This window comes from Spirulina sp. CCY15215 (genome assembly GCF_016888125.1).
Classification (GTDB): Bacteria; Cyanobacteriota; Cyanobacteriia; order Cyanobacteriales; family Spirulinaceae; genus CCY15215.
Window position 1 is genome coordinate 15837 of record NZ_JACSWA010000300.1, and the last position, 13488, is coordinate 29324.

Annotated in this window: 10 protein-coding genes and 1 tRNA gene; 8 read left to right on the top strand and 3 right to left on the bottom strand. The window is 41.5% G+C overall.

What is annotated here, in order from left to right; translation table 11 throughout:
• The first annotated feature begins 10 nt into the window (after positions 1–10).
• From JUI58_RS04495 to JUI58_RS04515, 5 genes are all read left to right on the top strand, one after another.
• A complete protein-coding gene (locus tag JUI58_RS04495) occupies positions 11–1264 on the top strand; it encodes a tetratricopeptide repeat protein (RefSeq protein ID WP_204102549.1) in 1254 nt (417 codons plus the stop codon).
• Between the two features lie 79 nt (positions 1265–1343).
• A complete protein-coding gene (locus tag JUI58_RS04500) occupies positions 1344–2756 on the top strand; it encodes an AAA family ATPase (protein WP_204102550.1) in 1413 nt (470 codons plus the stop codon).
• A gap of 13 nt (positions 2757–2769) precedes the next feature.
• Positions 2770–5805, top strand: a complete 3036-nt coding sequence (locus JUI58_RS04505; protein WP_204102551.1) for a hypothetical protein — start codon at positions 2770–2772, stop codon at positions 5803–5805.
• A 116-nt stretch (positions 5806–5921) separates the two neighbouring features.
• Complete coding sequence (locus tag JUI58_RS04510) at positions 5922–6686, top strand: glucosamine-6-phosphate deaminase (protein ID WP_204102552.1); 765 nt, start codon at positions 5922–5924, stop codon at positions 6684–6686.
• A gap of 145 nt (positions 6687–6831) precedes the next feature.
• Positions 6832–7467: a peroxiredoxin gene (locus JUI58_RS04515; protein WP_204102561.1), complete on the top strand. Its 636-nt coding sequence runs from the start codon at positions 6832–6834 to the stop codon at positions 7465–7467.
• Positions 7468–7806: 339 nt separating this feature from the next.
• Here JUI58_RS04515 and JUI58_RS04520 read toward each other — a convergent pair.
• Positions 7807–7878: transfer RNA gene (locus JUI58_RS04520), tRNA-Gln, on the bottom strand.
• Between the two features lie 255 nt (positions 7879–8133).
• On the opposite strand from JUI58_RS04520, the gene JUI58_RS04525 reads away from it, so the two are divergent.
• The 3 genes from JUI58_RS04525 to JUI58_RS04535 all read left to right on the top strand — a co-directional run bounded on the left by JUI58_RS04525 (position 8134) and on the right by JUI58_RS04535 (position 11322).
• Positions 8134–9387: an S-layer homology domain-containing protein gene (locus tag JUI58_RS04525; RefSeq protein ID WP_204102553.1), complete on the top strand. Its 1254-nt coding sequence runs from the start codon at positions 8134–8136 to the stop codon at positions 9385–9387.
• Positions 9388–9553: 166 nt separating this feature from the next.
• Positions 9554–10627 (top strand): AAA family ATPase, encoded by a 1074-nt coding sequence (locus tag JUI58_RS04530; protein ID WP_204102554.1) that lies wholly within the window; start codon positions 9554–9556, stop codon positions 10625–10627.
• A 2-nt stretch (positions 10628–10629) separates the two neighbouring features.
• The gene (locus tag JUI58_RS04535; protein WP_204102555.1) at positions 10630–11322 is read left to right on the top strand and encodes a DUF3226 domain-containing protein; all 693 of its coding nucleotides are present in this window, start codon (positions 10630–10632) and stop codon (positions 11320–11322) included.
• Positions 11323–11430: 108 nt separating this feature from the next.
• Here JUI58_RS04535 and JUI58_RS04540 read toward each other — a convergent pair whose 3' ends face one another.
• Both JUI58_RS04540 and ald read right to left on the bottom strand, forming a co-directional pair.
• The gene (locus JUI58_RS04540) at positions 11431–11895 is read right to left on the bottom strand and encodes a peptidase C15 (protein WP_239121272.1); all 465 of its coding nucleotides are present in this window, start codon (positions 11893–11895) and stop codon (positions 11431–11433) included.
• Positions 11896–11933: 38 nt separating this feature from the next.
• Complete coding sequence (ald, locus tag JUI58_RS04545; protein WP_204102557.1) at positions 11934–13016, bottom strand: alanine dehydrogenase; 1083 nt, start codon at positions 13014–13016, stop codon at positions 11934–11936.
• Between the last annotated feature and the right edge of the window lie 472 nt (positions 13017–13488).

Consider the following 13488-nt stretch of genomic DNA (forward strand, 5'->3'; position numbering starts at 1 on the left):
TTGAGACAACATGAGTAAGGAACGCTACCAAGCCTATCGCGATTTAGTTTACACATTACTAAAAAGTTCCCGAGCAGGAGAAGATGATGTTCTCGCCGCTCACAAAAACCTGATTGACCCAGGCTTAGTAGAAACTCTCTCGCAAATTGCCGCAGAATTAATTGCCGCAGGAGACTTTAGCGAAGCACAACAGTTGCAAAAGTTAGCAACTCGTATCAATGCAGATCTCGTGAAACTGCCTCCTTCCGAAAAACCCGTTATTCCCCTGCAAGCCAAGCAAGAAGCCGATCGCCTGTTGCAACAGGGCATTGAACGCTATCAAAATAGCCAGTTTAAATCCGCTTTGCACTCTTGGCAACAGTCCCTGGGAATCTATCAAGAAATTGGCGATATGGCGGGAGAAGCCGATGCTTTGAGCAATTTAGGCATTGCCCTACAATCATTGGGACAATATCAAAAAGCGATCGAACGTTACCAACAATCTTTAGTCTTAAAGCGAGAAAGTGGGGAATGGCTGCATATTGTCACGGCTAAACGGGTTCGGGAAGCAAGCCAAATTGAACATCACGTACAAGGGGAATATCACCTCGCGGTGAAACTGGCGATCGAGCATTTTGATAAGCATTTAACCCTTTCAAGTTCCATCGGCGATCGCCTCGGGGAAACTCACTCCCTCTCCAATTTGGGTCAAGCCTATGCTTCCCTCGGCCAGCATCGCAAAGCGATCGAATATTATCAAAAGTCTTTAGTAATGGCCGAAACCATTCGCGATACTGCGGGGATCTGCCAATGTTTACTGCACTCGGGTTTGTCTTCTGAAGCATTAGGGACGTATTCTGAAGCTATTGAGTACTATCAGCGCTATTTAGCCTTAGTGGACCCCATTACCGAGTCAGAACATCTCCTTTCTGTTTTAAGTGGTCTGGGAAACTCTTTTTACTGCTTGGAGGACTACGATCGCGCCCTGGACTATTACCAACAATATTTAGCCGCAGCCCAAACCCAAAACCAGAAAGAAGGAATATCTGCGGCTTGGAGTGGTTTAGGCAATACTTACTATTGTCTGAAAAACTACCAAGATGCCCTCGTTGCTTATGAAAAGGCTTTAACCTTCAAACACGATAGCGGCGATCGCTTCGGCGAGGCGATCGTTCTCGGTAACTTAAGTAAAGTTCTCGCGGCGATCGGCAATCATCAAGAGGCACAAACCTATCAACATCAGTCTTTAACCCTTAAACGCAGTTTGGAACTGCAGCGAGAATAGTGCGATCAATCTTCCCTAAAGACAAATCTCCCCTTGAGATTCTACAATTAAGAAAAGAGCGATACTTTGAGCAAGCATCATGGCGTTAGATTTACGCAAATTCTTTCAAGCAACCAATCCCAGTAAAACCCTGACCGTAGAAGACGAACAGGATCGCCTCTACTATATCGATTTTTCCTCGGTTCGAGGAGGGCAAATTATCGAAGAAATTCGCGATAATATTGCCTTCTTTTCCCCCGAGGAACCCACCTGTCAGTTATTCACCGGACATATTGGCTGTGGTAAATCAACAGAATTGCGACGCTTGGAAGCCGAACTCAAACAGCAAGGCTTTCATGTGGTTTACTTTGAGTCCTCGGAAGATTTAGAGATGGGAGATGTGGATGTCGGCGATATTTTACTGGCGATCGCCCGTCGTGTCAGCGAGAGTTTAGGCAGTTTGCAGGTTCTTCTCGAAGAACCCAAGGGGCTGAAAAGTTTACTCCAAGGGGCGGCGAAATTATTACAAACTGAACTTGAACTGTCTGGAGAAGCCTCACTACCTGGAATTGGCACTATCAAGCGCAGTACAGAAGGAGATTTTTCCGCCGAGATGGGGGTAGGTTTCGCTCAAGTTAATGCCAGCAAGGAAGGTATTTCTTTTGTTGCCCCCGGTATTGGTAAAATTACCGCTAAAGCCAAAAATAGCCCCGAATTCCGCAGTAAGTTGCGGGAATATCTCGGACCGCGCACGGCTTCTTTAATCGAGATTATCAATCAAGAACTCCTCGAACCCGCCAAGACTCAACTGAAAAAGCTCGATAAAGCTGGGTTAGTGGTCATTGTCGATAATCTCGATCGTGTCGAAAACCGCCCCACAACTTGGGGTCGTCCTCAACACGAATATCTCTTCGTCGATCGCGGCGAACAACTCAATCAACTCAATTGTCACGCGATCTATACAATGCCTTTAGCGTTGATGTTCTCCAATGACCTCAATCGCCTCACCAGTCGTTTTGCCACGGATCCTCACGTTTTACCGATGGTTCCCGTGCGATTTAGTGATGGAAGAGAATGTACGGAAGGGATGGCACTCTTAAGACAGATGATTCTTGCCCGCGCCTTTCCTCGGCAATCTCCCGAGGAACGCCTCGATCGCATCTCAGAAATTTTTGATACTCCTGAAACTCTCGATCGCCTTTGTCAAATTAGTGGCGGTCACGTGCGCGGACTTTTACGAACCCTTAATGACTGCATTAAAAAACAACGTCAATTTCCGATCACAAAAGAAACTCTCGAATTAGCGATCAAAAAACAATGCGATCGCATGAGCAAGGCGATCGACGATGAAGAATGGGAACTTTTGCGACAAGTTCGGGATAACAAAAGAGTCAGTGGCAATGCAAATTATGATGTTTTAGTTCGCAGTATGTTCGTTTACGAATACCGCGATGAGGAAGAATCTTGGTTTGAAGTTAATCCTCTTTTAGTTGAGTCCAAATATTTCGAGTAAGGGAGCAAAATTGATGAACGATAATAATACAACAGAAAACGCTCTTGTCGAACTGATATGGGCATTAGAAGCCCAAGTGGATGCCCATGAATTTAACATTATTGTGGTTCGTTGCAATTCTGCAACATTACGAAAGCGCTTAGAACAACGCTTGCGATCGCAGTCTAAGTTAGATATTACTGAGATCGAACTTGAACCGACAACAACAGCACTCTATGGCATTCTCCACACCCAATTCTCTCAGAATCAGCCCCAGGTTCTCATGGTTTCGGGTTTTGAAAATATTACGAATTTAGAGTCTGTTCTTGCAGGAACCAATCAAATTAGAGAAGAATTGCGGAAAAATTTTCCTATTCCGGTGGTTTGGTGGGTCAACGATCGTGTTATTTCTAAGATTAGGCGTGTTGCTCCGGATTTGGAAAGCTGGATTACAACCGTTGAATTTGAGTTAAGTGAAAATGATTTAATTGATTTAATTGAAAGTTTATCTGATGATGTTTTTTCGCGTTTTTTGCAGCGAGGAGCCGTTCGTTCTTTAGATTATGTTAATAGTGATTTAGGATTATCAATAGCGCGTCAACAAGAAATTTTAGCAATTCGAGAAGAATTAAGCGATCGCGGCATCACTCTAGATTCTTATTTAGCAGGAAGTTTAAAGTTTATTCTCACTTTGAGCAGTCCTGCCTCTTTATCGGACTCTCTTTTACAATACGAACAAAGTTTTCAACTGTTACAAAGTTGTAATGAATCCTGGCAGGAAAAAGTCACCACTTCTTTACCCAGAGAAGCAGAAAGTATAACCGATCACAACCCAGAGAATGAATGGTTGGAATTGACCCAAAATAGACGCTTTCCCAAGCGAAAAAAAAGCGCGATCGTCAAAACAATATTTTCCCAACTCAACCACTCAAAAATCAAAGAACGTCATGGCTGTTTAGCCTATTGCTTGGGAGTATGGTGGCGAAATTATGGAATTCAAACTCCTGTTTACTATCAACCTGCTTTTGAGATTGCTCGGGATTATTTTACCACTGCGATTAATATCTTTGAAAATGCCAATCGGATCGATCTGGTTTCTAAATTTATTAATGCTTTAGGGGATATTTTAGAGCGACTGCAAGAATGGGAAGAATTAGAAAAAATTGGTAGAAAATCTCTGAAACTCCATCATATTTACCCAAATTATTTTCGTTTAGCACGAGCCTACGGACTACTGGGAGGTTCAGCTTTAGGAAAAAATAATTATGAAGATGCGATCGAATTTGCCAGCAAAGCTATCTCTATTTCGACCCAAATTCCTCCCGATTCTCTCATTCCTCAAGCTAAAATTCCTAACTTAGAATGGGTGCGATCTTACAATCAAGCTGGTTATTTATTGATTTTAGCAAAAGCGAAAAAAGAATTGGGACTGATTCGTGAAGCTATCGATCATTTGGAAACTGCAAAAACCAAAACAAGTTTCCTCTACGAACCGCAAATTTATATTAATATTTTACAAGAATTGTATATTGTTTATTGCCGTCGTCACGAATATTTAAAGGCATATCGCTGCAAAGCAGAAAAACATTCAGTCCAACAACAATACGGATTGCGATCCTTCATTGGTGCAGGTAGTTTGCATCCTAGCCAACAACTCAGTAATGATTTTGCGAACATCATGAGTAACGGAAAAATTGCCCGTGAAATTGTCGCATCAGGACGAGATAAAGATATTATCAACTTAATCGAACGCATGAGCCGTTCTGATTGTAAACTGACTGTTATTTACGGACAATCGGGGGTAGGAAAAAGTTCAATTATTCAAGCTGGTTTAATACCAGAACTCAAACAAAAATCTATTGGTACGCGAGATGTTTTAATCGTATTGCGTCGCGTGTATGCAGATTGGATGGCAGATTTAATAGAATCTCTCAGTCAAGAAATAAAAAACTACAAGTACGATCGCCGCGATCTGTTGGTTGGTAATAAAATAGCCGAACAAGATTTACCAGAAAATTCACAAATAGAAGTCGCCAGAATTATCAATCAACTCAATCGAAACTCTGAGAATAATTTTTTGACAATTCTGGCTTTCGATCAATTTGAGGAATTCTTTTTTGTGCATCCAAAACCAAAACAACGGCAGCTTTTTTATGAATTTATTGCCAATTGCCTAGATGTTCCTTATACGAAGATAATTTTTTCCCTCAGAGAAGATTACCTTTTTCATTTATTAGAATTTACTCGTTATAAATCACTCAATACGATTAATAATAATATTTTAGACAAAAATATTCTTTATTATTTAGGCAATTTTACCCCCAATGAAGCGCGATCGACGATCGCCAAATTAACCCAAGAAACTCACCTCTTTCTCGAATCACCCCTGATTAGCGAATTAGTCGCAGATTTGTCTAGCGAACAAGGAGAAGTTCGTCCCATTGAACTACAAGTTGTGGGAGAACAACTGCAAGCGGAAAAAATTACAACCTTGATTCAATATCGCGATCGCGGTCCTAAAGAAAACTTGGTACAGTGCTATCTCGAAGAAACTATCAAAGATTGTGGTAGCGAACAGCAACAAATTGCTCAACTCGTCCTCTATCTACTAACTGATGAAAATAATACTCGTCCTCTAAAAACCCGCAAAGAAATTAAACAAGAACTCCAATCTTTACTCCCTCATGGAAAAGTACAGATCGAGAAACTCGATTTAGTTTTGCAAATTTTTAGCGAATCTGGATTAGTATTTATCTTGCCAGAAATATCAGGAATTCGCTATTATCAATTGGTTCACGACTATCTCGTGAGCTTTATCCGCAAACAACACGGAGAAAAATTACGCGATCAACTAAAAGAAGCGGAAGAAAAAAATCAAAGAAGTGAGGCTCGTTTTAGTCGCCTTTTAGGTTTCATCACTTTAGGCGCAGCAATAGCAGCACTGATATTAGGAATTCTTAGTATTTCCCTGCAATACACCATAAACTGTCAGAAAAATGTTCCCACTCGTGAGTTGCAAGTTCAAGAAAAACAGTCCCAAAATTTCCTTGGCGATCGCTTTATTTTTTAAACAAGCACTTTTGGGGCATACTCGAAACAAATACCCGTCTTTCTCCTCGCGATCGCCAAATGTGCGAAGACATGATGGTAAATTCAGTCGGGAATGAGGAATGAGGAATGAGGATAATGATGAAGCGTGAATTACAAATCGATCGCCTTGCCATTCGCGTTTATGAGAATGCGGAGGAGATGAGTACAGATGCAGCAAAATTGGCTGGGGATTATTTGCGATCGCGCATCTCCCGTCAAAGAAGGGCAAGAGTAATTTGGGCAACGGGGAGTTCACAAATTCGCTTTTTGGAGGGTTTAACGGCTCTACAAGGTATCGAATGGGAGAAAGTGACCAGTTTTCATCTCGATGAATATTTGGGCATTGAGGGGGAACATCCCGCTAGTTTTCGCCACTATTTGCGCGATCGCCTGGCTCAAAAAGTCTCTTTTGCTAACTTTCACTATCTGGAGGGGGATAGCGAACAACCGGTGGCAGAGTGCGATCGCTATACTCGACTGTTGCAAGCAGGGGCGATCGATCTCTGTTGTTTGGGGGTGGGAGAAAATGGCCACCTTGCCTTTAACGATCCAGGGGTGGCTGAGTTTAACGATCCCTATTGGGTGAAATTAGTCAAATTAGATGCGAAAAATCGCCAGCAGCAATGCGATCGCGGTTATTTTGCGGCTCTAGATAAGGTTCCCGCTTATGCCTTCACCCTCACCCTTCCCGCTATTTCTGCGGCTCAAAAACTCTTCTGTCTCGTCCCAGGACAGCAGAAAGCCGCTATTGTCAAGCAAATGCTGGAAGGGGCGATCGATACTAATTGTCCGGCTTCTTGGTTACGCGATCGCGCTAATGCCATCCTGTTTTTAGATCGCGAGTCTGCCCGTTTACTCTAGGTCTTTGTTCCTGCTCACCCTTTCCCCATTACAAATTGTGAAGGAAATCTTACGAAGGTCTAAAACTGCTGGGTAAGACGAGCCTCTTATGGCAAGATGGTACGTTGCAGATCGCGTTCCTAAAATTTGTAAAGGAGATTACAATATGACATTGCAGCTAGGCGATACCGTCCCCAACTTTACACAAGCAACAAATGAGGGGGAAATTACTTTTTATGATTGGGCTGGAGATAGTTGGGTAGTTCTTTTTTCCCATCCTGCCGACTATACCCCCGTTTGCACCACCGAACTTGGGGAAGTATCCAAACTCAAACCAGAATTTGAGAAACGCAATGCCAAGGTTATTGCTTTAAGCGTTGATGGTGTAGAGTCCCATAAGGGTTGGATTGGAGACATCAACGAAACTCAAAATACTACAGTTAACTATCCCATCATTGCCGATGAGGATCAGAAGGTTTCCGACCTCTATGGCATGATTCACCCTAAGGCTAATGCTAAGTTAACGGTACGCACGGTATTTGTGATCGATCCTAGCAAAAAACTGCGCTTGACGATTACTTATCCCCCCAGCACCGGACGGAATTTTGCTGAAATTCTCCGCACAATTGATTCTCTCCAATTGACGGATAAATATTCTGTTGCGACTCCCGTAAACTGGCAAGATGGGGAAGATGTCGTGGTTTCACCTGCTATTCCTACTGAGGAAGCGAAAAAGAAATTCCCCAAAGGAGTTAACGAGATCAAGTCTTATTTACGGATGACTCCTCAACCGGATAAGTAAGCGATCGCTTCTCATCCCCTTTTTTGACTGAATTTTGACTGAATTTAGTTTGTTGAAGAGATTTCCGAGGGTGGGGAAGTTTAATTGAACGATCCCCACCCCCATTGGCAATAGACATCCCCGATCAAGAATCTGAAACCCTTACCCTATCTAAGCGAAAACCCTGTTTTCGGAGATATCCAATACAATTTTTCTCCACTCTTAAATTTATGAGTATACTTAAATTGTTGGTTGGAATAAACCTAGAATAACCTTGGAATAAACCTAGAATAACTTTGGAATAAACCTAGAATAATTCTGGAATAACTCTAGAATAATTCTGGAATAATTCCGGAATAACTGGGGTGCTAGGATTCGAACCTAGGAATGGCGAGACCAAAACCCGCTGCCTTACCGCTTGGCCACACCCCATTGGGATACTCAAACTATTGTAGCAGCTTTTCTGGAATTTGTGTCAATTTTTTTGGGGAAGATTGCGATTTTTCCCTCGAGATCCGGAAGTCCCAGAGTCTCTTGGAATTTCTGGGGTTTTGTGGTTCCCCTTTGATTTTGTGACAAACAGATAAGTGTCCCGCTTTCGGCAACCTTGCAATGTTCCCCTTAGTCTAAGAAAACAAATGCAGAGAAAAGCTGCTCAACCTCAAATCTTTTAGGATACTGAAACAAATGTTAAATTTAAAATGTTGGAAAGCTAACGCAGCTTTAATGCTTGCTCTCATGACCCCCCTTACGGGTGCGGCTTCCATTACGGCATCAATAATGGTAGCAGCCCCGGCTCAGGCTCAAAACAGCCGTTTTGGGGATGTTCCCGACAGTCACTGGGCTGAAGATTTTATTACCGCTTTGGTTAATCGCGGGGTGATAGCCGGATTTCCCGATGGGTCTTTCAAGCCTGAAGCCCCTGTTACTCGCGCTCAATTTTCTGCTATGTTGCGCGGGGCGCTTAATAAAGGGAAAATCCGATCAGCGATTAATTTTGTTGATGTCCCCAGCAATCATTGGGCCATGTCTGCGATCGATAATGCTTACGAAACTGGCTTTTTATCAGGTTATCCTGGCAGTATCTTCCGTCCCGAACAAAATATTCCTCGGGAACAAGTTTTAGTGTCCCTCGCTAATGGTCTGAATTATAGTGCGAGCGCTCCTGTTAATGAAGTTCTCGGCTACTATAATGATGGTGGCAATATTTCCAGTTTTGCCCGTTCCCCCATTGCCGCAGCAACGGAAAAGAAAATGGTGGTGAACTATCCTACTGTTACCAACCTCAATCCCAATCGTAACGCCACCCGTGCTGAAGTTGCCGCTTTTCTCTATCAAGCCTTAGTTCGGGAGGGAAATGCCCCAGAGATCGCTTCTGGTTATATTGTTTCTCAAGATCCCATCGCGACACAGTTTAAAATCCCTGTAGGAACTGCTATTCCTGTCACCTATACCCGCGAAAAAATCTTGCTACTGCCGGATGAAACCTTACCTGTAACTTTCGATCTGAAAACCAATATCACCACGCAAGATGGTAAAGTTCTCATTCCTGCTGATACTAAGGTTAAAGGTCAATTAGTCCCCGCAGGAGAGGGAACGAAATTTGTCGCGGAACAGTTGATTTATCCCGATGGAACAACTCAACCGTTAAATGCAGTTTCCAAAATCATTACGAAGACAGAAACTGTGAATAAAGGCAGCGATCTGACGCGAATTGTCAGGAATTCTGCTATCGGTACTGCTGCTGCTGCTGCCATTTCTGCGGTAACTGGCGATCGCGCGATCGCCACGGAAGAATTGCTCATCGGTGCCGGTGCCGGGGCGATCGCAGGTCTAATTCAAAATTTCCTTGGCCGCAATAGTGTCGATCTCATTGTTATCGAACCGGAAACCGATTTAGATATTACTTTGGGTTCTGATCTGTTGGTTAGCACTCGCTAGGCGATCGGTCTTGAATAACTGAATTCTATGCCCTGCTCTCGTGAGTGGGGCAATTTTTTACACTATACTGTAAAATAAAATGGTTCTCTAAATCAATATTTTTCTGCGCTTCTCTCGCGATTGTCCGGATACTTATAATGACTGATTCAAAAAAAGATTTTTCAAGATGATACAAGATATTGATATCAAAAACTTTAGATGCTTCCAAGATACTAAAATATCCGGGTTTGAGCGAGTTAATCTAATAGGAGGCAAAAACAACAGTGGTAAAACAGCATTGTTGGAAGCATTGACAGTCTATCATGTATCCAAAGCAAGAAGTTTTACAGCAATTAGAGAGATGAGAAAAGAATCATCAGAAATTGCTGAAGCAATGCCAGAAAGAGCATGGGATAATTTTTTCTTTAATCAGAACAAATCGAAAGCAATAGAAATAATAGGTCAAGATATAAATAAACAAAAGAAGAAAATAGAAATACTAATTACTGATTCTATTCAAGCCGACCTACTTGAGAATAATAGACACGCTAAAGATTTTTTGGATTTAATTGCTAAAAATGAATCAGTTTTTTCTGTTTTGAAATTTAGAGTTGAAGAAAAATCAGAAAATACAATATCTTCGATTATTGCTGGTTCAAGTGGTTTTTATTCTCTTGACATTAATGAATCTCATTCCGATCTTCCTCTCATTCCATCTTTTGTTAGAATTTCCAATAAGTATTTAGCAGAAGAATATGATAAGGCACGTTTAGAAGATCGAGAATTTGAAGTTTTGAATATCCTTCAAGTTCTCGATCCTTCGATTACAGAAATAGAAACTTTTGCGATTGGAGAACCAACGCTTTATTTAAAACGAAATGGTCAACAACGTTTGCCTTTATCTTTATTTGGTGATGCTATTAATCGAGTTGCAGCTATTGTTTTAAAATTAATTAATAGCAAGGCGAAAGTTTTGTTAATAGATGAAATCGAAAATGGAATTCACTATACTAGTCAAAAAGAATTCTGGAAAATGTTGTTTCGACTTTCTCAAGAGTTAGATACACAAATTTTTGCAACTACTCACAGTTGGGAAATGATTAGAGCATTTGCTGATGTTGGTGTAGAAGATTATCCCAATCTGGGTGCTTATTTTGAATTAGCACAAAAACCAAAAAGCGATCGCATTGTTGGCATCAAACGCGATCTCGAAACATTGGAATATGCGATCGAACATGGAAAAAATATTAGAGGTGAATAAAAATGAGCAATATTTTAATTGTTGAAAGTGAAAATGATAAGTTTTTTCTTCAAGCTCTTGTTGATGAATTAAAGTATGATATCCAAATAGAAGAGCCGATTTGTCTTGAACTGGAATATGAATGTTTGGAAGGATTAAGTAAAACAAGAATGATAAAGGCACTCAAAGAATTAGAAGCAGATATCCAAAAAAGAGATATACAGAAAATTGGTATCGTTATTGATATTGATGATTTTTCTCAGGAAAAAAGATTGGAATGGCTTCAAGAATGTCTCGACGAAGTATTTCCTCAAATCTCAAAATTAGTTAATACAGGAGAATTTATTAAACTTGAGACAAAATCTGAAGAAACAATAAAACTTGCTTGCTATTTCACCAATGTAGATGGAAATGGAGAATTAGACACTGTTCTCAAAGAAATAAAATCCAAAGATTCCTCTCATGCAGATTGTTTAATTGATTGGAAAAACTGCATAGAAAGTCAAGACAGAAAGATTAGTGACAAAGATTTTGATAAATTTTGGGTTGCTATTTATCTAAGATATGATACTTGCTCGAGAAAAGAGCAAAAACAAGCAGCAAGAAAATGTAGTTTTGAATATTCAATGAAAGAGAAAAAAGAAATTTGGAATTTTACTCATCCTCTTCTGAACGATCTTAAAGAATTTCTCAGTCTTTTTGCTGAAGTGGATTGAAATAAAAAATGAAGATCGTCCAGAAAATCAAAAATTATTGCGATCGCATCAATGTTTAAATCTCGGACAACTTTCAACTGTAAATTTTTGAGATAGTTAGTTTTAGGATTAAATCAGCGATAAAATAGTTTTAAAATCAGCGAAAATCTCTCTCTTATTGGTTTTAGTTAAAATAGGAACATGAACGAATAAGCACTGACAAGAAGAGTGGGAAGATTGCAGATAATTGAGAATTTCAAAATATAACCCTTCGCAAACAAATTGTCCTGCATCGTGACTTATTTTTGTGGTTTTGAGTTGAGAGACTAAATTAGGCAGATCGATCGCGGTTTTTAAAAACTCTTTTTCCTTGCGAGCATTCGACTCTACTGTAAGTGTACTGCGTGATTCCGCCATCCCGCAACAAACAACGCGATCGCATTGAATTTCTTGCAGCAAGGCGATCGCTTTTTGACTTGCTTTTTGAGTATCAACGGGTAATTGTCGCAGAAAGATTAACTCCAAATCAGTAAAATTTTCCTCTTGAATTCCCGCGAGGAGATCGTCAGAAGAATTAGAATGTTGATGAGACATCCAGGTTTGAAATGAAGTTAAAAGAATCTTTTTCATCTTTACAAATCGGGAAACACTTCTCGCACTGCGGGATGAACGATCTGGTTATGTTTAATATTAACCCCCAAAGCTAACGCAGAGTCCATTGTCACCGCTTCTAACCCATAATTTGCCAATTTGACGGCATAGGGTAGCGTACTATTATTCAGAGCCTGGGTTGCCGTCCAAGGCACCGCACCTGGCATATTAGGAATACCCACATGAACCACTCCTTCTTCTATATAAGTGGGATTAGTGTGAGAAGTTGGGCGCAAAGTTTCGATACAACCGCCCTGATCTACTGCTACATCGACGATAACCGACCCCGATCGCATCTGAGCGACTAAACTACGAGAAACCAATGTGGGTGGGCGTTTTCCTAAGATCAATACGGCACCGATGAGCAAATCGGTATCCTTGACGGCCTCTTCAATATGTGCGGGACTGCTATAGAGTAACTCGACTCGCGACCCAAATAGGACATCTAAATAATTCAAACGTTCTATATTAATATCGATAATGCTCACTTGCGCCCCCAAACCGACGGCTACCCGTGCTGCTTCGGTTCCCACAACTCCACCACCGAGAATGGTGACGCGACCCGATCGCACTCCCGGAATGCCCCCTAAAAGGACTCCTCGCCCCCCTTGTTGCTTCTCAAGGTAGCGGGAGCCAAATTGTGTCGCCAACCGCCCGGCAATGACGCTCATGGGGGCAAGGAGGGGCAATTGACCATTGGCTAACTCTACAGTTTCATAGGCAATAGCGATAACCCCGGATTTCATGAGAGCTTCCGTCAGTTGGCGATCGGCGGCTAAATGGAGATAAGTAAATAAAATTTGGTCTTTTTGTAAGAATTTATATTCTGAGGGGAGAGGTTCTTTCACTTTAACCACCATCTCTCGATTCCATGCTTCCGCAGCCGTCGCGACGATCGCCCCTCCTGCTTTTTTATAGTCTTCATCGCTAAACCCTGAGCATTGTCCTGCTTGGGTTTCCACGAAAACACGATGATTTTGTCCGCATAATACCCGGACGCTACTCGGACTTAAACCGACGCGAAACTCTTGGTCTTTAATTTCTTTGGGAATACCAATATCCATAATTTTTCTCCAGATTCGCGTTTCTTGTTAAGATGATGCACCCATAACGGGGCAGTTACTTTACTTTACATTATGCCCGCGATCGCCCCCATATCTTCAAATTGCTCCCAAAAAATATTGCCGAATTGAGGAGGAATCACTGATAATGAATAACTGTTCATTGATAATTGTTGATTAGGGTCAGAAACCTCAGCCTAAAGGCGTGAGGCTTGAAAGAGAAATCTAACAAGCCATTCTGACCAGACTAAGTACCTTGTGTGCTACGTTATTTGGGTCACGACACCTGGGAATGCGAAGCTAGTTCCCTGCCCTGTCGTTAGTAGTTAAACAATTTTAAGGTCAGTGAAATAGTGCTGCTAACCTAACAAGCCCAAATAACATTGCGGTCAGACCTACCGGAACAATCGAATTCGCCTAGGGAATGCTGACCAAGAGAGTCGAAGCTAACATTACCCTAGAAATAGGAGGCTCG